Raw genomic sequence first — 20,055 nt, forward strand, 5'->3', positions numbered from 1 at the left:
GCCCCCCCTGAGGTGGGCTCCCTCATGTTACAGGGCTTCCAGCCGGGCATAAGAGGTAACCAGCCATTTGCTGCCGCCGTCATCGAAGTTGACCTGTACCCGGCTCTGGGCGCCGGCGCCTTCGAAGTTGAGCACTATGCCCTCGCCAAATTTGGGGTGCAATACCCGCTGGCCCAGGCGGAAGCCGGTTTCATTGAAAGTATCCTGCACCCTGTCCTGGCTGAAACGACCATTGGGCACGGCGCGACTGACGGTGGCCTTGAGCCGGATTTCTTCCAGGCAGTCGACAGGAAGCTCCTTGATGAAGCGGCTGGCCCGGTGAAACATTTCCCGGCCGTAGAGGCGGCGGCTCTCGGCGTGGCTGATATAGAGCTTGCTCATGGCCCGGGTCATGCCCACGTAAGCCAGGCGGCGCTCTTCTTCCAGTCGCTGGCTTTCTTCCGCCGACTGCTGGCTGGGGAACATGCCTTCTTCCACCCCCACCATGAACACCAGCGGGAATTCCAGGCCCTTGGCCGAGTGCAGCGTCATCAGCTGCACCGCGTCGTCGAACTGATCCGCCTGACTCTCGCCCGCCTCCAGTGCCGCATGAGACAGAAAGGCCGACAGCAGCGGCATGTCGTCGTCTTCCGACGGGGTGAACTGGCGGGTGGCGCTGACCAGTTCTTCCAGGTTTTCTACCCGGGCCTGGGCCTTTTCGCCTTTCTCGGCCTGATACATGGCCTTGAGGCCGGACAGCTCGATCACCCGGTCGGTCTGCACATGAAGCGGCAGCTCGCGGGTTTCGTCTTCCAGCTGGTTGATCAGCGCCAGGAAACGGCTCACCGCCGAGGCGGCACGGCCGGTCAGTACCTTTTCTTCTACCAGTGCCCAAGCCGACTGCCACAGGGTCACCTGCCGCTCCCGGGCCGCCTGGCGCACCAGACCCAGGGTGCGCTCACCGATGCCTCTGGTGGGAGTGTTGACGATGCGCTCGAACGCCGCCTCATCGCCCCGGTTGTTGACCAGCCGCAGATAACCCAGTGCATCCTTGATTTCCTGCCGATCGAAGAAGCGCAGACCACCGTAGATCCGATAGGGCAGACGCGCCTGGATCAACGCTTCTTCCAGCACCCGCGACTGGGCGTTGTTGCGATACAGAATCGCCGCCTCGCTCAGCAGCCCGTCCTGCTGACGCCATTGCTTGATACGCTCGACCACGAAACGGGCCTCGTCCACCTCATTGAAGGCGCCATAGAGGGCGATGGGCTCGCCCTCGGAGCCTTCCGTCCACAGTTCCTTGCCCATGCGCTCGGCGTTATTGGCAATCAGGGTGTTGGCGGCCTTGAGTATGGTGCCGGTGGAGCGGTAGTTCTGCTCCAGACGAATGGTGTCGGCACCGGGAAAGTCACGCAGAAAACGGGCGATATTCTCCACCCGGGCACCGCGCCAGCCGTAAATGGACTGATCGTCATCGCCCACTATCATCACCCGGGCCTGCTGGCCCGCCAGCATCTGCAACCAGGCGTACTGGATGCTGTTGGTATCCTGAAACTCGTCCACCAGAATATGGCGGAACCGGTCCTGGTAGTGGGCCAGAATATGGGGTTTATACAGCCACAGCTCGTGGGCGCGCAGCAACAGCTCGGCGAAGTCCACCAGCCCGGCCCGATCACAGGTGTCCTGATAAACCTGATAGATACGCTGGTAGGTTTGTTGCAGCGGATCCTTGAGCACCTGAATGTCCTTGGGCCGCAGGCCTTCATCCTTGCGGGCATTGATGAAGCCGGCCGCCTGCCGGGGCGGCCACTGTTTTTCATCCAGGTTCATGCCTTTGAGGATGCGCTTGAGCAGGCGTAGCTGATCGTCCGAGTCCAGGATCTGAAAATCCTGGGGCAGATTGGCATCCAGATGATGCGCCCGCAGCAGCCGGTGCGCCAGGCCGTGAAAGGTGCCGAGCCAGAGTCCGAACAGCCGACCGCCGAGCAACTGCTCGACCCGGCCGCGCATTTCCGCCGAGGCCTTGTTGGTAAAGGTCACCGCCAGAATGGCCGACGCCGGCACCTGTTCTACCTGCATCAACCAGGCGATGCGATGCACCAGCACCCGGGTCTTGCCACTGCCGGCACCGGCCAGCACCAGCATATTCTGGGCGGGAGCGGCTACCGCGTCCCTTTGCTTGTCGTTCATGCCGTCAAGCAGGCTGGATACATCCATTACAACTCCTGGGAATATTTACAGTATGGCGGCGATTATAACAGCTCCAGCATTTGCTCCAACCGCTCGAGGGCGACATGGGGCAAACAGCGTAAATCCGCCTCGGTCCGGCCATGGTCGTTGAGCCATATGGCCTGACAACCGCCGTGCACCGCGCCGGCCACATCGGTGTTGATATGGTCGCCGATATGCAGGATCTCCGACAGGCTCACCCCGGTCTGCTCCGCCAGCCGATGGAACATATCCGGTGCCGGTTTCATCCGGCCATCGATACCGGCCCGCAGCACGATATCGAAATAGGGCGCCAGCTCGGTACTCTCAATCGGCAGGTTGCCGTTGGTGATCACCGTCAGCCGGTATTTTTCTCCCAGCGTCGACAAGACCCTGTGGGTGGCCTCCGGCACCGTGATTTTACCGCGCTGATCCAGAAAGCCCCGATAAAATTCCCCGGCCAGGGCCGCGGCACGCGCCTCATCCAGCCCCTGTTGTTGCAGGCCTTCACTCAGTACCCGCAGGCGGCAGGCGCTGACGTCGTGGCTCAGCTCGGGTTGTTCCCGCAGGATCCGGCGCTTGATCGCCGCCAGATTTTCCTTGCCGAGCAGGGTCGACTCCGGGTGATGCTGCTTGAGCGCATCCAGCAACCAGGCTTCCGCCGCCGCGATCACCGGCACATTGTCGTACAGGGTATCGTCCAGATCGAAGCTGAGTACCTTGACCGGGGTGAGTCGTTTATAAAAGCGCATGGGCATCTCTCTAAAATCTGTAGCCCGGCAGTAACAGGCGCAGCACACCGACTCGCAGCATAGAATGCCACCTCCACTTGTTACCTGCTGCGAACTTTCACAGGAAGTTCGGTCAGGCAACAAGCTTGGTACTCGCGAGAAAACTCGCCCATCTATGCTCGACGACAGCATCCCTGCTGTCGACGATCGGCTTAGCTGTATCCTGCAACTGCCCGGTTGAATCGTTCGCCAGATCGACCATAGCGTCGTCCGGCACATTTATTAAATTTTGATGCTCGATGTCATCAGGCACTCGAAACTGATGACTCAGGAATCCGACAGAGGACAAAGGGATCTGCTCAGCCGACCATCCGCGCCACGGATGGCGCGGCTGAGCCCCCAGGGAGGGGTTTACGGCGTATCGGCTGAGCGGGCCCTTTGTCCGACTTTCGCCCTGAATATCCAGGCGTCAGACGTCTTCATCCTTGCTGCGTTTGGCTCTGGGATGGGCCTGATCGTAGGCCTTGGCCAGATGCTGAAAATCCAGATGGGTATAGATCTGGGTGGTGGCCAGATCCGCATGGCCCAGCAGCTCCTGCACCGCCCGCAGGTCGCCGCTCGACTCCAGCATGTGGGTGGCGAAGGAATGGCGTAGCTTGTGCGGATGAATATGACTCGACAACGCCTGCTTGCCGCCCCACTGGGCCAGCCGCAGCTGGACACTGCGATGACTGATGCGCCGCTGTCGCTGGCTGACAAACAGCGCCGGCTCGTCGGCACCCGCCAGGACGCTGCGTACCTTGAGCCACTTGTCCAGCCACTCCAGCGCCATCCGGCCCACCGGCAGTATGCGTTCCTTGTTGCCCTTGCCGATCACCCGCACCTGACGTTCGGCAAACTGAATGTCTCCCAGGTTCAGGTTCACCAGCTCGGCCAGCCGCAGGCCGGAAGAGTACATCAGCTCCATGATGGCCCGATCGCGTACCGCCAGCGGATCCGACTCGTCGATGTTCATCAGCTGATGCAGTTCGTCCACGTCCAGGTTCTTGGGCAGAGGCCGGCCCTGCTTGGGCGCACTGACGCCCCGGGCGGGATTGGCCTGCAGCTGGCCTTGCAGGATAAGCCAGTCGCAGAAGCTGCGCAGGCTGCTGAGCTTGGTGGCGATGGATCGCGGCGACAGTCCGCCCTTGTGCATGCGGGTGGCCAGGCCACGCACATGGCTGACCGTGAGCGCCGGCCAGCCGTCGAGCGACAACTCGGCCAGCTGCCCGGCCATGGCGTTGAGATGACGGCCGTAGCCGTCACGGGTATGTAGGCTCAACTGGCGCTCTACCCGCAGGTATTCGAGAAACTCGGTAATAGCCGGGGTCAACTCAACAGTCGTCATCGGCCATCCGAGCCGGTAGTACCGAGGCCGATAACACCAGCCTGGGCAGTAACAGCGCGAGAATATCGGCCAGCTGGCGGATCAGCAGGGTATCCATACCCGAGCGATAGTGACTGCTGTCGATGCTGCCAAACGCCAGCAGGCCCAATTCACCGCGACTCCCCAGACGGATCAGGGCGCAGGAGTTCACCAGCGCATCCTGGAACAGACGATGCTTCTCATCCTTGCCGAGTCGACCCAGATACACATCCTGGCTCGCCATCCGCTCGCGATAGAGCCGTTCCAGCTGCTCACCCGCCGGACTCAGCTCACGCGGATAAGTGCGAGGATCCAGCACCAGTCGCAGCGCCGAGATGCGCAACTGCTCTTGCAGCGTACGGCGCATGCACAGCTCCAGCTCGCTCACACTGGTGCATTCGAACAAGCGGGGCATCAAGTCCATATAGACCCGAAAGATACGCTCGTTTTCTCCGGCCACCGTCAGCAGCCCGGTAATTTCATCTTCCAGCTCATAGATGCGCTGGCGCTGGCGGTCCAGTTTCACTTCCACCAGCGACACGCTGCCATGCTGTTCGTGGGGCAGCCGCAGCTGTTCCAGCAGGCTGCGATGCCGATCGAAAAAATGGGGTCGGGCGGCCAGATAGTCGGCAATCTGGCTGTCGTTCAGGCCCGTTTCCGCACACTGGCCAGTCTCGGTCACGTTCTCGGTCATAGGTTGATCTGTCCGTCAAATACATGCTCTGCCGGGCCCGTCATGTACACCGGCTTGCCCGGTCCCTTCCAGGCAATGCTGAGGTGACCGCCGGGCAACTGTACCTGTACCCGATCCGCCAGCTTGCCCCAGCTCATGCCCATCACCGCCGCCGCACAGGCACCGGTGCCGCAGGCCAGGGTTTCCCCCGCGCCGCGTTCATGCACCCGCAACTTGATCTCGCGGGCATTAAGGATTTGCATGAAACCGACGTTGACCCGGGACGGAAAGCGTTCGTGATTTTCCAGCTCGGGGCCCAGGGTAGCTACCTGATCGGTATTTATATCGTCCACTTCCAGTACACAGTGCGGGTTGCCCAGAGACACGGCGCCACAGAGTACCGTCTGCTGCTCGGTCCGCACCAGGTAGGTTTTCTCCGCCTTCTGGGCCTTGAATGGAATTCTGGCCGGGTCAAACTCGGGCACGCCCATGTTGACCGTGACCTGATTGTCCTTCTCGAGCTGCAGCACTATGTTGCCTTTCTGGGTGCTGACGCTGATCCTGTCTTTATGGGTCAATCCCTTCAGCCGCACGAAGCGGGCGAAACAGCGAGCCCCGTTGCCGCACTGCTCCACCTCGGAGCCGTCGGCATTGAAGATGCGATAGTGAAAGTCGAGGTCCGGATCATAGGGTGGTTCCACCAGCAGCAGCTGGTCGAAGCCGACACCAAAATGACGGTCGGCCAGTTGCCGGATCACCTCGGGATTGAAAAATACCTTCTGGGTGACGCCATCGACCACCATAAAGTCGTTGCCGAGCCCCTGCATCTTGGAAAACTGGATCACGTTCACCCCTCAGGATTCGGGCAACAGGCTTTCGCCCCGCCACAAATCGGCCAGTTGTTCACGCTCGCGTACCACCAGGGCCTGCTCCCCGTCCACCATCACCTCGGCGGCCCGCGGGCGGCTGTTGTAGTTGGACGCCATCACAAAGCCGTAAGCACCGGCGGAACGTACCGCCAGCAGATCACCTTCGGTAATCGACAGTGTACGATCCTTGCCGATAAAGTCGCCGGTTTCACACACCGGGCCCACCACATCATAGACGGCGGCCGGGCGTTCCAGGGTCTTGTCCAGCGGAATAATGGCCTGCCAGGCACTGTACAGCGCCGGACGGATCAGATCGTTCATGGCCGCATCGACGATGGCGAAGTTCTTGGCTTCACCGGGCTTCAGGTGCTCCACCCGGGTCAGCAGCACACCGGCGTTGGCGGCAATGGCACGGCCCGGCTCGAACACCAGGGTCAGATCGCGCTCCTGCAGCCGCGCCTTGAGCTGTTCGGCGTAGCGGCTGGGCTCGGGTGGCGTTTCGTTGTCGTAACGCACGCCAAGGCCGCCTCCCACATCCAGATGGCGAATATGAATGCCATCTTCGGCCAGGGCATCGATCAGCGCCAGCAGCTTGTCTACCGCTTCCAGGAAGGGCTCCAACTCGGTCAGCTGGGAACCGATATGACAGTCTACTCCGTGAATGTCGAGGTGCTCCATGGCCGCCGCCTGACGATAAATGCTCCGGGCCTGCTCGATGGGAATACCGAACTTGTTTTCTTTCAGCCCGGTGGAAATGTAGGGATGGGTACCGGCATCTATGTCCGGGTTCACCCGAATGGAAACGGGCGCCTTGCGGCCCATATCACCCGCAATCTGGTTGATGCGCGCCAGCTCAGCCACCGATTCCACGTTGAAGCAGAAAATATTCTGTTCCAGGGCGAAACGGATTTCATCGACGCGCTTACCGACACCGGAAAACACCACCTTGCCGGCATCGCCGCCAGCGGCCAGCACGCGGCACAACTCGCCCTTGGACACGATATCGAAGCCGGAACCCAGCCGGGCCAGCACGTTGAGCACCGCCAGGTTGGAGTTGGCCTTCACCGCGTAGCAGATCAGATGATTCACATCACCGGCGGCCTCGTCGAAGGCTTTCCAGTGGCGTTCCAGGGTGGCGCGGGAATAGACATAGAGCGGCGTGCCGTGTTGCTCGGCCAGACGACTGAGATCGCAGGCTTCGCCGTAAAGGCGGCCATCGTCCTGATAATTAAAATAATCCAAGATATTTTCCTTTACGACTGCTCAACCCGGGGTTGCTTTTGCTCTGTGTCCGGCAGGGTCAGCGGGCCTTTCAGGCCGCATGCCGCCAGACTCAGACACAGGGCAACCAGCGCGGTTAGCTTGAATATGTTCATAGGATGACTGTGAATATGTTTCCAGGCTCTTATAATCGCATTCACATTCTCAAAAGCAATAGGAAGCGGGCGATGAAAGACAGTGAGTTCCATGCCTTGGCGGATGCCATTTACCAGCATATTGAAGAGTGCATAGACAGAAGCGGGGTCGATATCGACTGCGAAACCATCGGCGGCGTCATGACGCTGACCTTCGAGAACAACATCAAGTTCGTGATCAACCGTCAGGAGCCCTTGCATCAAATCTGGCTGGCTACCAGAGAAAACGGCCATCACTTCGCGCTTCAGGGCGACCAGTGGATCGATAACCGCCAGGGCGTTGAACTGCTGAGCTGGCTCAGCCTGCAGGCACAGCGCCAGGGTGATACCGAACTCGCGCTCTAACTGGCAGGACAGGGTCGGGAGTCGTCCTTGTCTTCCTTGATGGTTCTGTAGGGCAACACCCGCTGTTGCCCGCCCTCCGCCACGATTTCGTAATACTGCGGCAGATTGAAATGGGCAAAATGGCTCTGCCCGGCCACCTGCTGGTCGGAGGTATAGAAACGGTTGATGCTCTGCACCAGCTCCTCCTTGCTACCGGCCACCTGGCGGTAAACCTCGACACGGTTGGCCTCATCGAGGATATAGAGGTTGTAGTCATCGCCGCTGTCTTCGAAGAAGAACTGCATCAGTCCTTCACTGGCATAGACATCCACTATTTCGGGTATCGGCTTTCCTGCCTGCTGATCCAGCCGCAGGGTGCGCTGCGTCGGTGGCAGCCGGGATGGCTGCTGGCCGATGTCCGCCGCACCTTTCCGGTGTTGCACGCTGACCCCCCGCCGCTCGAAAAAGATGCTGTATTCTTCGCTGCCCAATAACAGGGTCTTGACGGTGCTGCCCTGATCCCGGGCCAGCCGCAGGCCGATACATTCCTTGATCAGCTGTTCGAAACGAGTGCGGATCAGGCTGCGGAAATTCAGGCTGTAACAGAACACCTGCAGGCTTTCCGGCGCATTGGCGCCCTGGTGCATCTTGCCGAGAATGGTGGTGAGCGCGTCCACCACCGCCGTGATGCCGCTGAAATGCAGGGTGCGTATTTCGTCCCAGGAATTACGATAGAGCAGCTCTACCGAACCCACCAGATTTTCCAGCTGCTGGCCGAAGCTGAAGGGATCACTGGTCCTGGCGTTGAATTCGATGGGTCTGTCGCGCCAGTGGGCGGTTGGATCCTGCTCCAGATTGATGAAGATGCCGAGCTGGCGCACCTCGCAGGGCCGGCTCAGCGCCAGATTGCTGGGTGATGGCGCCCGTACCGGGAAGAGTCGTGCCAGATCGCTCCGGTACTCCTGCAAATGCCGTTGGCTGATGTCGGTATTCTGGTTGAACAGGTGCAGCCGGGTATCCTCAACCAGCAGGCCGTTGAAGTGGGCCCAGGCGATCAGCTTGCCTGCATAACCGCTGTATTCAAGCTGGCTGCGGCCTATGATATCGGCGGGTTTCAGGCCGTATTTGTACAGGTACCAGCCGGCCTTGTTGAGCCGCCCTTCGGGCACCTGCACCAGGCTGATGTCCGGCTCGCCCAGATCCGGTGCTATGTGCAGGTTGATCAGCTGTACCTTACCCGGCAGATTTTCGAAGGCCGCATAGAGCTTGCGCGATAGTATGCCGATGTCTTCCGGATTGATTGACTCACTGATGTTATTGCGCCGGGCAAACTGGATCAGATTGCGATAGCTCTGCATCAGGGCTTCCAGCAACTCGCCGTAGGCCGATTTGACCTCTTCCACCTTCCAGTGGGCCCTGTCGTTCAGCAAGGCGATTTTTTCCGTTGACCAACCCCAGGCCGACACCAGTTCATTGATACGTGTTCGCCGCCAGTTATCCTGATCGCCGCCCTGACTCAGATCCAACCCTTCCGACACCTTGAGATAAAAACAGCGCCGCACCAGATCGAGCCGTTTGTCATCACCGATGGACTTGAGATAACCGGTCACCTTTTCCAGCATCAACATATAGTGATCCTGGCGTTCATCCAGTCGTTCGGCGGTATGAAAATGCCCCTTGAGATGACGACAGAGCAGTTGGGTGTCCGGATATTCGTGGGAGTAGGCCTCCATCAGCACCGTTTTCAGCACCGCCTTGTAGGGCGAATCGATGCTTTTGTACAGCTGCCACAGGGCAGAGCCGAAATACTCCTCCGCCGGAATACGGGCAAAGCCGCCCAGATCCAGCCATTCGTCGGTATTGAGGGTGCCGTTGGCAAACTGCTCGGCCACAAAACGGTCGTAGCGAGGCCCCAGCTTGCCCGGCGCAAACATCCACACCAACCGCTTGCCGGCAATGCGCAGATGGCTGCGGTAAAACTCGTCCAGCAGCAGCAGGTGCTGGGCGCTGCCACAGCTTTCGCCTTCAACCAGCTGTTGATTATCGGTGCGGAATTTATTGTCCGGAATCAGGAACAGGTTGAGCTCGACCTGGCGCTGTTCGGCCCACTGTGAAATCAGCAAACATTTCTGCTGCAGCCAGGCGACCCGCTCCGGCGCCATCCGGTGGGAATAACAGACCCAGACATCCAGATCGGAGTGGCGGCTTTGGCCTATGGAAGAGGTGCTACCCATGGAATAGAGACCGAATATTTCGCTTCGACCGTGCTCCAACCCCTGATGACCATTGGCGGCCTGGCAGAGTTCATCAATAAACTGCTGCTGGCGTGGGTTCGGCTGGAAGTGACACACACCCGCAGGCACATCACCCGGCACATAGCCCGGCAACAGGGGGTGGTGATAGTGCAACAGCACCGGCAGCAACTGAAATACCTGCTGGCCGTAACGGCTCATCGCCGCCAGGGCTCTAGCCTGTTTCTGCTGGTTAAACTGCTCACATCGCTCGACGAGCCGGTGAAAATTCGCGTGCAAGGGTTCAGGCCTTTGGTGGACCGACACAGACCCGGGACAGGTCAAAAGTGTGATCATGGTAACAATTAGCCGATAGATGAACAATATGTGGCAAGACACATTTCGGCAACATGCCGCCATGCCGCCGTTCCCCCCTGTAAAGCGCCGACAGGAATGATAGTATCGGCGTATTAATGGACACAAAGAAGAGATTCAAATGGCAAATCGCATCATTCGCATCGCCACCCGCAAAAGCCTGCTGGCGCTGTGGCAGGCCCATTATGTCAAGGCCCGGTTGGAACAGCTGCACCCCCATATTGGTGTCGAGCTGGTGCCGATGACCACTCAGGGTGATGTTCTGCTCGACACGCCGCTGTCCAAAATCGGCGGCAAGGGGCTCTTCATCAAGGAGCTGGAGCAGGCCATGCTGGACGGCCGTGCCGATATTGCCGTGCATTCGATGAAAGACGTGCCGGTGGAATTTCCCGAGGGGCTGGGCCTGACCGTGATCTGCGAGCGGGAAGACCCGCGCGATGCCTTTGTTTCCAATCACTATACCCACCTCGAGCAGTTGCCGGCCGGCGCCGTGGTCGGCACCGCCAGCCTGCGCCGGGAATGTCAGATCCGCGCCCGCTACCCGCACCTCGAGGTCAAGACCCTGCGCGGCAACGTGCAGACCCGGCTGCGCAAGCTGGATGAGGGCCAGTACGATGCCATCATTCTGGCCGCCGCCGGCCTCAAGCGGCTGGAGCTGAACGAACGTATCGCCGGACTGATGAGCCCGGAAGACAGCCTGCCCGCCAATGGCCAGGGCGCCGTGGGCATAGAATGTCGGCTGGATGACACGGAACTGCTTGAACTACTGGCGCCGCTCGATCACCGTGACACCCGGCTGTGTGTGGTCGCGGAACGCGCCATGAACCACGGTCTGCAGGGTGGCTGCCAGGTGCCTATCGGATCCTATGCCGAGCTGCAGGGCGATAATATCTGGCTGCGCGGCCTGGTCGGCCGCCCCGATGGCAGCCAGATCATCTTCGAGGACATCAAGGGGCCCGCCGTTCAGGGCGAAGCCTTAGGTGCCGAACTGGCCAGGCGGCTGCTGGCCCGGGGAGCAGACCAGATACTGAATGAGGTCTATCGGTCATGACGCCGTTGGTGGTACGCGCCGAGCCGCAGGCCGCCAGCCTGAGCCAGGCCCTGCTGGCGGCAGGCCACCAGCCGGTGACCAGCCCGCTGCTGAGTTTTGTCGAGGGTACCGAACTCGACCGGCTACCCGCCCTGCTCGCCGGCCTGTCGGCACGGGATTATGTGATAGCGGTCAGCGTACAGGCGGTTCATTTCGCCGATAATGCCTTGAAACAACAAGGTTCTAGCTGGCCCGATACCCACTATATTGCCGTAGGCGACGCCACCGGCAAGGCCTTTGCCGACGTGGGTGTTCCCGGGGTCGCCGTGCCCGAAGACCCCCGCTCCGAAGGTATTATCTCGCTGCCGGCCCTGCAGCAGCTAGCCGGCAGCCGGGTGGTGATCTTGCGGGGCAACGGCGGCCGTCATCTGATCGCTCCCACCCTGATGCAAAGAGGAGCCCTGGTCGATTACTGCGAGATCTACCGTCGCTGTTACCATAAAGATTCGCGCGGCACTCTGGTGAAAAGCTGGCAGAGCCAGAACGTGGACAGTATTATCATCACCAGTGGCGGCCTGCTTCATCACATTGTTCAGCTGGCGGCCGCCAGCGCAAGGGACTGGCTGCTTAGCCGTTTATTGATTGTTCCCAGTATCCGGGTCGCCCAAGAGGCCAGGAAGCTGGGGTTCACTCGGGTCATTAATGCAGAAGGTGCATCCAATCAGGCACTGATTGCCGCTCTGGATGAGAGGAAACGGAATGACAGACAAGACTGACAATAAACAAGAACATCAGAACGCGACGGTCGCTGGCAAGGTTGATGCCGACGTGACCACAGCACAACCGCAGACGGTGCCGCCGGCAACGCCTTCCGAACCGGAACCAAAAGCACCGGAACAGAAAGAGCCCGAACAGAAAAAAACCTCTTCGTCCGGCAAGATCCTGGCCATTGTTGCCATCATCATCGCCATAGCACTGGCGGCGATACTGTACTGGCACGGCCATAACCAGGCGCTGGCCCAGACCGAACAGCTGAACCGGATGCAGGCCGAGCTGCAACAGCAGCAAAGCCGCCTCGAGCAGGCCGAGAACGAGCAGAGCAGCAAGCTGGCCGCCGTGGTAAGCAACCAGAACAGCACCAGCGAAAAACTCGATGGACTGTCGCACAAGGTACTGGATCTGGACAGCAAGCGCCCCAACGACTGGATGCTGGCGGAAGCCGAATATCTGGTGCGCATGGCCGGCCGTAAACTCTGGCTGGAACAGGACGCCGTTTCCGCCGCCATGATGCTGGCCAATGCCGACGAGCGTCTGGCCGCCCTGAATGATCCCGGCCTGACCTCGGTGCGCCGCGCCCTGGCGGACGATATCGCCAACATCAAGTCGGTGAAAAAGGTCGATCGGGAAGGCCTGGTGATCAAACTCAACAGCATCAATGATCAGGTCGACAAACTCTCGCTGGCCGGAGTCATCATGGCCCGCGCCGAAGAACCGGACTTCACCCTGTCCGAGTCGGTCGGTGACTGGAAGGAAAACCTGAAGAAAAGCTGGTCCAGCTTCAGCGACAGCTTCGTGACCGTACGCCGTCGTGACGGTAACGTTGAAGCCCTGTTGTCACCACAGCAGCACTGGTACCTGAGCGAAAATCTCAAGGGCAAACTGTTGCAGGCTCAGCTGGCGGTCTATCGCGAGCAGCAGGAAATCTACGACAGCGCCCTGGCCCAGGCCGAACAATGGCTGCAGGACTATTTTGCCGACGACAGCGTGCGCCAGTTCATGCTGGAACAGCTGAAGCAGCTTGATGGTCAGCAAATCAAGGTAGACTATCCCGAGCAATTCAGCGCTCAGGAACGCCTGCAGCAACTGCTGGATGACAGGCTGCAACGCCTGCTGACCGGCCTGTAAGGGGGAGTCCATGATACGTCTTGCCATTATTGTCGCCATCCTGGTCGCCGGCCTGATCATAGGTCCGGATATTACCGGCCAACAGGGTTATGTGCTGGTGGCCGCCGCCGATTACACCATCGAAACCACCGTTACCGTCTTTCTGGTGGGTGTAGTGCTGTTTTATCTGTTGTTGCTGCTTATCGAATGGCTGCTGGGTCGCATCTTTGGCGTCAGCCATCGCACTCGCAACTGGTTTGCCGGTCGCCGTCGTCGCAAGGCACTGAGCTACACCCAGAGCGGCATGCAGGCACTGGTAGCGGAAGACTATGCCACCGCTGAGAAGATGCTGCTCAAGGGTACCAAGGGCAACGATCAGGCCCTGCTCAACTACCTGAACGCGGCCACCGCCGCCCAGGCCCTGGGCCACGAAGAAAAACGCGACGATTATTTGCGCCAGGCCCATGAGCAGAGCCCGGGTGCCGGTCTGGCAGTTGGCCTGACGCAGGCTCGACTGCAGTATCAGCAGGGGCAGCTTGAACAGGCTCTGGCCGGTGTACGTCAACTTGGGCAGGAATACGGCAGTCAGCCTGCCCTGCTCAAGCTGCAGAAAGACGTCTACTTCGCCACCGGCGAATGGTCATCCTTGTTGACCACCCTGGAGGCACTGGCCAGTCAGGGACTGATCGAGGCCGACGAGCAGCCGTTGCTGAAACAGCAGGCTTATGCCGGCTGGTTTGACAGCACCGCCAATGCCGATGGCAGCGAAGGGCTGATTACCCTGTGGCAGGGGCTGTCGCGCAAGGAAAAATACCAGGCCGAGATTCTGGCCCCGCTGTGCGATCGGCTGATCGGTCTCAAGGCCCACAAGGAAGCACAGCAGCTGCTGCTGGAAGGGTTGAACAAGCAGACAGATCCACGGCTGCTGGCCTGCATGACCCGGTTGCAGCTGAGCGACTATCATCCGCTGCTTACGGAACTGGAGAAGAGGGCAAAGAAAGAAACCCTGCCCGAACTGCACTCCACCCTGGGTCAGCTGTATCTGAAGGACAACAAGCCGGAAGCAGCCGACGCACACCTGCAGCAGGCGGTGGCGCTCAAGCCGTGTGCCGGCGACTATGTGCTGCTGGCCGGCCTGGCAGAGAAACGCAAGGAGCTGGCCAAGGCCAACGATTACTATCGCCACAGCCTGGCACTGGCTCCCTGAGCCGGTGTTTATCAAGATGAAAAAAGGGAGCCGTAAGGCTCCTTTTTTTCTTAATACTTACTTGATTAAGCCTCTTGCCCGAAATCCAGAGGCAACCGGATTACCTCCACCGACGCGCTGTAAATACATTCCTGTACGCTCTGCCACTTCATCCCTGAAGCGGAAGGTCGGCAGAGGCAAACCCGGTTACCTCTTCCTGAGCACCGAGTTATCTGAAGGCAAAGCCAACAGACGACTCCGGCTCATCAAAGAGGGCAAAGGGATCTGCTCCGCCGACCCACCGCGCCAGGGATGGCGCGGTGGAGCCCCCATGGATGGGTTTACGGCGAGTCGGCGGAGCGGGACCTTTGTCCGATTTAAGCGGAGTTATCTGCATAGCCTATAAAAAAGGAGCCTTGCGGCTCCTTTTTATCAGTCCTTGTACAGCTTGATCAGGGTGGCAGGATCCCGTTCCAGATAACCCTTGCTGCCGTGCTGACGCATCAGCTGGGCCGCCAGTCCCGACATGGGAGTGGCGCTGCCCTCGCGCAGGCTCTGGGCCACCGCCATGTCCAGATCCTTGAGCAGGGTACGTACGTGCCACTTGGGATCCGGGTCGGATTCCGTCGCCATCAGCGGACCGGTGATCTGCATCGGTTTGGAGTCGGCAAAGCCGCCGGCCAGCGCCTCGGGGATCTTGTCGGCATCCACGCCGCAGACCTTGGCCAGCGCCATCATTTCCGCCAGCACCATCAAGTTGCAACCGACGATCATCTGATTACAGACCTTGGTGACCTGACCGGCGCCAATAGGGCCCATGTGAGTGACTCGTTGTGACAAGGGCGCCAGCACGGGCCGGATACGTTCTATGTCCGCCGCCTCGCCGCCACACATGATGGCCAGAGAGCCAGCTTCGGCACCGGCTACACCACCAGATACAGGTGAGTCGACCCAATGCATGCCACATTGCGCCTTGAGGCGAGTGGCAAAGTCCCGGGTAGCCTCGGGATCCGAACTGGAAAAATCCACCAGCAGCTGATCTGCCCGGCCATGGCCGGCCACGCCACCGGCGCCGAACACGACCTCTTCTACTACGGCGGTATTGGCCAGGCACAGCAGCACCAGATCCACCTGTTCTACCAAGTCGCTGATGCTGCCGGCCACGGTGGCGCCGGCGGCCCTGACCTCGGCCAACTTGTCCGCGCTGCGGTTCCAGACCGAAACCTCAAAGCCGGCTTGCAGCAGGCGCTGCGTCATCGGCTTGCCCATCAGTCCTATTCCGATAAAACCCAGTTTCATCAAAGCTTCTCCCTGTCGGTCATGTATTTGGTCTGGTAATAACAAAAGCCACTGCGTACGGCCAGGCACAGCCAGCAACTCAACACGAAGGGCATGGTCAGCATCGGCAATCCGGTTTTCAACATGGCAGCCGTCATCAGGCCCGCCAGCACGGCGGCAACGATGCTCCAGCCCGGCTTGAACTGATGCCAGAACATGGCAACCGCAGCCAATACCCCGTTATAACCGGTCAAACCAAAGTTGATATAGTCGGGGTTAACCAGCAAGAAAGTGGCGGTACCACTGGTGATAACGGCACCGACGAAGGCCCAGCCCAACATGCCGATGCCCGACAGCAACAAGGCGGCACAGACCATGACCGCCGGTACCGTATCGGGTAAGAAAATCACCTGACCGATGGCCGATAACGAAAATTCGTAATTACTCGGCACCTCGTCGGCCAGACGTTGCCCGGTCCAGTATAACCAGGGCAGTATCAAGAGGTTAAACGGCAGGGTATAGCAGGGAATATTGGCCACCTGGCGCAGTAAATAATATAGCGGGCATGACACGGCCCCCACCACGGCGGCGGCAACCAGCATACCGGCACTGGGAGGAGCAAACAGCGCCAGCGACAGCCCGACCAGAGCCGCATTAAAGCCATAACAGCCTTCGGCCTGTAATTCCGGGTCGTATTTCAGAAAATGTGCCGCCAAAACCCCGCTCAGGGTCGCGATCAGCATGGCCAGTCCCATATAGGGGGACGCCCAGAACACACCTAGCGTAATCAACAAACCGGCTAACGGACGGTTAACAAAATAGATCTGACTGATGGAAGCCAGTAGTGCAGACAACAGACCCATTGTGGGAACCCTGAAGATAGTGAAGAAACGTGCAGAATTAGAGCAGGATGTTGTGTTTTTTTCAACAGAAAAATGTACACAATGTTAATTCGATGTCAAGGTGGATGTTACGTACTTGCCTGAAAAGAAGCCGGAAAAGGCCGCACGGAGCCTTTTCCGGAACTGCTTAGTGGGCGAGGAAAAACTGGTAGGCGGGATCCCGAGTCACCTCGTCCCAGCGATAGCCCAGCTCGGCCAGGTGCCGCTCGAACGAAGCCAGATCCTGGTCGGGCAGCTCGAAGGCACAGAGCACCCGGCCAAATTCGGCACCGTGGTTGCGATAGTGAAACAGGCTGATGTTCCAGTGCGTACCCAGAGTATGCAGAAAGCGCATCAGGGCACCGGGTTGTTCGGGAAACCTGAAGCTGTACAGCCGTTCGTTAAGTGCCTTGGGTGGCCGACCACCCACCATGTAACGCACATGGGACTTGGCCAGATCGTTGTCGGTCATGTTGGCCACCGGATACCCGGCCTGCTCCAGTTCCATCATGATCTGGGTCAGTTCCCGATCCCCGTCGCTGAGCCGGACCGACACCAGCAGCGCGGCCTTGTCTTCCGACGAATAACGGTAGTTGAACTCGGTCACCATGCGGTTACCGAGTACCTCGCAAAATTCCAGGAAGGCGCCCTTGCGCTCGGGGATGGTTACCGCCAGTACCCCCTCTCGCTTTTCACCCAGCTCGCAACGCTCGGAAACATAACGCAGGGAATGGAAGTTGACATTGGCACCGCTGAGCACCGCCGCCATCCGGGCATCTTTGTAATCCCCCGCCTGACTGTATTTCTTCAGCCCGGCCAGCGACAGCGCACCCGAAGGCTCGGCGATGGCGCGGGTATCTTCGAAGATATCCTTGAGCGCGGCGCAGATTTCGTCGGAACTGACGGTCACCACACCATCGAGATACTCCCGGCACAGGCGAAAGGTCTCGGTGCCCATACGCTTCACCGCCACCCCGTCGGCAAACATGCTGACCCGGTCCAGGGTAACAATTTCCCCGGCCTTGAGGGCGGCATTAAGACAGGCCGAGCCCTCGGCCTCGACGCCGATCACCTTGACCTGAGGCAACAGCTGCTTGATGTAGACCGCCACCCCGGCCGCCAGACCGCCGCCGCCCACCGGCACAAAGACATGGGTCAGGCGGGTATCCTGTTCCAGCAGTTCGCGCCCTATGGTGCCCTGACCGGCGATCACGTCCTGGTCATCGAAGGGCGGGATCAGGGTCAGATTATGCTCTTGTGCCAGCTCCAGGCAACGGGCGTAAGCTTCATCGAAGTTGTTACCATGCAATATCACCTTGCCGCCGAAACGACGCACCGACTCCACCTTGATATCGGGCGTGACCGTAGGCATCACTATGGTGGCGTCGATGCCCAGCTTGGCGGCCGACAGCGCCACGCCCTGGGCATGGTTGCCGGCCGAGGCCGCGATGACCCCGGCTTGCTGCTGCTCCTGGCTTAACTGGGCTATCTTGTTGTAGGCACCCCGTAGCTTGAAAGAGTGCACCGGTTGCATGTCTTCCCGTTTCAGTGAGACATGGTGACCCAGCCGCTCGGAAATCTTCTTGAGCGGCGACAAGGGAGTTACCCGCGCCGCCTCATACACCGGAGACAGCAGGATGCAGCGTAGATACTCGGTCGCCGAGCGCAGTTTGGCGGCCTCTTTCAATGCCGGTTGTGCCATCCTTATCCCCCCAGCTTGCTGATGTCGCGTACCGCGCCCTTGTCAGCACTGGTGGCCAGCGACGCATAGGCGCGCAGGGCAAAAGAGACTTCCCGCTCGCGATCAACCGGGCGCCAGCCCTGCTCACCTTTTGCATTCATGACTTCACGACGAGCGGCCAGTTCGGACTCCGCCACGTCCAGCACTATGCTGCGACCCGGGATATCGATATCGATAATATCGCCGTTCTGTACCAGACCTATGGTGCCGCCGTTGGCCGCCTCGGGGGAGACATGGCCGATGGACAGGCCCGAGGTACCGCCGGAGAAGCGACCGTCGGTGATCAATGCACACTTGGTGCCCAGGCCCATGGACTTGAGGTAGGTAGTGGGGTAAAGCATTTCCTGCATACCTGGGCCGCCCTTGGGGCCTTCGTAGCGGATCACCACCACATCACCGGCTTTCACTTCGCCACCGAGAATACCGGCAACGGCGGTGTCCTGGCTTTCATAGATACGGGCAGGACCACGGAACACCAGGTTGTCGTCGGACACACCGGCGGTCTTGACGATACAGCCATCTACCGCCAGATTGCCGGACAATACGGCCAGACCGCCTTCCTGACTGTAGGCATGCTCCAGGCTGCGGATACAGCCTTCGGCCCGGTCATCGTCCAGAGTCGGCCAGCGGCAATCCTGGCTGAAGGCCCTGGTAGTCCGGATACCGGCTGGGCCGGCGCGGAACATGGTTTTCACCGCTTCGTCTTCGGTCACCATCACATCATATTGGGCCAGCTGTTCGGCCAGGGTCATGCCCAGCACGGTCGGCAGCTCGGTGTGCAGCAGACCGGCACGGTCCAGCTCGCCGAGAATGCCCATGACACCACCGGCTCGATGCACGTCTTCCATATGGTATTTCGGGGTGGAGGGCGCCACCTTGCACAGCTGGGGTACCTTGCGCGACAGGGCATCGATGTCGGTCATGGTGAAGTCAACACCGGCCTCGTGGGCCGCGGCCAGCAGGTGCAGTACCGTATTGGTGGAACCGCCCATGGCCACATCCAGCACCATGGCGTTTTCAAACGCCGCCTTGGTCGCGATGTTGCGCGGCAGGGCAGATTCGTCATCTTGCTCGTAATAACGCTTGGTCAGCTCGACGATTCGATGACCGGCTGACTTGAACAGTTGCTCCCGATCCGCATGGGTCGCCAGCAAAGAGCCGTTGGCCGGCTGAGACAGACCCAGGGCTTCGGTCAGGCAGTTCATCGAGTTGGCGGTAAACATGCCGGAACAGGAACCACAGGTCGGGCAGGCGCTGCGTTCAACTTGCTCACTCTGAGCGTCGGATACGGTAGGGTCGGCACCCTGGACCATGGCATCGACCAAATCCAGCTTGATGATTTGGTCAGACAACTTGGTCTTGCCGGCTTCCATGGGGCCACCGGAGACAAAGATCACCGGAATATTGACTCGCAGGGCGGCCATCAGCATGCCGGGGGTAATCTTGTCGCAGTTGGAAATACACACCATGGCATCGGCACAGTGAGCATTGACCATGTACTCGACCGAATCGGCGATAAGATCCCGGCTCGGCAGGCTGTAGAGCATGCCGCCGTGACCCATGGCGATGCCGTCATCCACGGCGATGGTGTTGAATTCCTTGGCAACGCCACCGGCGGCCTCGATTTCACGTGCCACCAGCTGACCCATGTCTTTCAGGTGCACATGGCCCGGTACAAACTGGGTAAAGGAGTTGACCACGGCGATGATCGGCTTGCCGAAATCTTCTTCGGTCATGCCGGTGGCGCGCCAGAGGGCGCGGGCGCCGGCCATGTTACGGCCGTGGGTGGTGGTGGCGGAACGATACCTTGGCATTCTTTAAACTCCTGTAATAACAATTGAGTAA

Annotated in this window: 17 protein-coding genes; 5 read left to right on the forward strand and 12 right to left on the reverse strand. The window is 59.8% G+C overall.

Annotation, left to right across the window (positions count from 1 at the left end; all coding sequences use genetic code 11):
- Positions 1-27 precede the first annotated feature (27 nt).
- The 7 genes from uvrD to lptM all read right to left on the reverse strand — a co-directional run bounded on the left by uvrD (position 28) and on the right by lptM (position 7,241).
- The gene (gene uvrD, locus ACLEIV_RS07425) at positions 28-2,196 is read right to left on the reverse strand and encodes a DNA helicase II (protein ID WP_410456009.1); all 2,169 of its coding nucleotides are present in this window, start codon (positions 2,194-2,196) and stop codon (positions 28-30) included.
- Between the two features lie 35 nt (positions 2,197-2,231).
- Entirely contained in the window at positions 2,232-2,939 is a 708-nt protein-coding gene (locus ACLEIV_RS07430) for an HAD-IA family hydrolase (RefSeq protein WP_410456010.1), read from the reverse strand.
- 448 nt (positions 2,940-3,387) lie between these two features.
- Positions 3,388-4,305, reverse strand: coding sequence for a tyrosine recombinase XerC (gene xerC / locus ACLEIV_RS07435; RefSeq protein WP_410456011.1), 918 nt, complete (start codon positions 4,303-4,305; stop codon positions 3,388-3,390).
- A complete protein-coding gene (locus ACLEIV_RS07440; RefSeq protein WP_410456012.1) occupies positions 4,292-5,017 on the reverse strand; it encodes a DUF484 family protein in 726 nt (241 codons plus the stop codon). The genes xerC and ACLEIV_RS07440 overlap by 14 nt, the downstream gene beginning before the upstream one ends.
- Entirely contained in the window at positions 5,014-5,841 is an 828-nt protein-coding gene (dapF, locus tag ACLEIV_RS07445) for a diaminopimelate epimerase (protein WP_410456013.1), read from the reverse strand. The genes ACLEIV_RS07440 and dapF overlap by 4 nt, the downstream gene beginning before the upstream one ends.
- 9 nt (positions 5,842-5,850) lie before the next feature.
- Entirely contained in the window at positions 5,851-7,107 is a 1,257-nt protein-coding gene (gene lysA / locus ACLEIV_RS07450; protein WP_410456014.1) for a diaminopimelate decarboxylase, read from the reverse strand.
- A gap of 11 nt (positions 7,108-7,118) precedes the next feature.
- Positions 7,119-7,241, reverse strand: coding sequence for an LPS translocon maturation chaperone LptM (gene lptM, locus ACLEIV_RS07455; protein ID WP_204796050.1), 123 nt, complete (start codon positions 7,239-7,241; stop codon positions 7,119-7,121).
- A gap of 72 nt (positions 7,242-7,313) precedes the next feature.
- Between lptM and cyaY the strand changes: the two genes are divergently transcribed.
- The gene (cyaY, locus tag ACLEIV_RS07460; protein ID WP_410456015.1) at positions 7,314-7,625 is read left to right on the forward strand and encodes an iron donor protein CyaY; all 312 of its coding nucleotides are present in this window, start codon (positions 7,314-7,316) and stop codon (positions 7,623-7,625) included.
- On the opposite strand, the gene ACLEIV_RS07465 is transcribed toward cyaY, so the two are convergent.
- Complete coding sequence (locus ACLEIV_RS07465; protein ID WP_410456016.1) at positions 7,622-10,135, reverse strand: class I adenylate cyclase; 2,514 nt, start codon at positions 10,133-10,135, stop codon at positions 7,622-7,624. The two genes, cyaY and ACLEIV_RS07465, sit on opposite strands and share 4 nt — an antisense overlap.
- A gap of 196 nt (positions 10,136-10,331) precedes the next feature.
- On the opposite strand from ACLEIV_RS07465, the gene hemC reads away from it, so the two are divergent.
- Genes hemC through ACLEIV_RS07485 form a run of 4 tightly spaced genes read left to right on the forward strand, consistent with a single transcriptional unit; the run spans position 10,332 to position 14,331 of the window.
- A complete protein-coding gene (gene hemC / locus ACLEIV_RS07470) occupies positions 10,332-11,261 on the forward strand; it encodes a hydroxymethylbilane synthase (RefSeq protein WP_410456017.1) in 930 nt (309 codons plus the stop codon).
- The gene (locus ACLEIV_RS07475) at positions 11,258-12,016 is read left to right on the forward strand and encodes a uroporphyrinogen-III synthase (RefSeq protein ID WP_410456018.1); all 759 of its coding nucleotides are present in this window, start codon (positions 11,258-11,260) and stop codon (positions 12,014-12,016) included. Before hemC ends, ACLEIV_RS07475 begins: the two co-directional genes overlap by 4 nt.
- Positions 12,000-13,145 (forward strand): uroporphyrinogen-III C-methyltransferase, encoded by a 1,146-nt coding sequence (locus ACLEIV_RS07480; protein ID WP_410456019.1) that lies wholly within the window; start codon positions 12,000-12,002, stop codon positions 13,143-13,145. The genes ACLEIV_RS07475 and ACLEIV_RS07480 overlap by 17 nt, the downstream gene beginning before the upstream one ends.
- Before the next feature lie 10 nt (positions 13,146-13,155).
- The gene (locus tag ACLEIV_RS07485; RefSeq protein WP_410456020.1) at positions 13,156-14,331 is read left to right on the forward strand and encodes a heme biosynthesis HemY N-terminal domain-containing protein; all 1,176 of its coding nucleotides are present in this window, start codon (positions 13,156-13,158) and stop codon (positions 14,329-14,331) included.
- Between the two features lie 411 nt (positions 14,332-14,742).
- Here ACLEIV_RS07485 and ACLEIV_RS07490 read toward each other — a convergent pair whose 3' ends face one another.
- The 4 genes from ACLEIV_RS07490 to ilvD form a co-directional block, all read right to left on the reverse strand.
- On the reverse strand, positions 14,743-15,609 hold the full coding sequence (locus ACLEIV_RS07490) for an NAD(P)-dependent oxidoreductase (RefSeq protein ID WP_410456021.1): 867 nt from the start codon (positions 15,607-15,609) through the stop codon (positions 14,743-14,745).
- On the reverse strand, positions 15,609-16,451 hold the full coding sequence (locus ACLEIV_RS07495; RefSeq protein WP_410456022.1) for an urea transporter: 843 nt from the start codon (positions 16,449-16,451) through the stop codon (positions 15,609-15,611). The genes ACLEIV_RS07490 and ACLEIV_RS07495 overlap by 1 nt, the downstream gene beginning before the upstream one ends.
- Positions 16,452-16,617: 166 nt before the next feature.
- Entirely contained in the window at positions 16,618-18,138 is a 1,521-nt protein-coding gene (ilvA, locus tag ACLEIV_RS07500; protein ID WP_410456038.1) for a threonine ammonia-lyase, biosynthetic, read from the reverse strand.
- 35 nt (positions 18,139-18,173) lie between these two features.
- Positions 18,174-20,024 carry a dihydroxy-acid dehydratase gene (gene ilvD, locus ACLEIV_RS07505; RefSeq protein WP_410456023.1) on the reverse strand — a complete coding sequence of 617 codons (1,851 nt, stop codon included), beginning with the start codon at positions 20,022-20,024 and terminating at the stop codon, positions 18,174-18,176.
- Between the last annotated feature and the right edge of the window lie 31 nt (positions 20,025-20,055).

It is taken from the genome of Oceanisphaera submarina (assembly GCF_046521305.1).
Taxonomy (GTDB): Bacteria; Pseudomonadota; Gammaproteobacteria; order Enterobacterales; family Aeromonadaceae; genus Oceanimonas; species Oceanimonas submarina.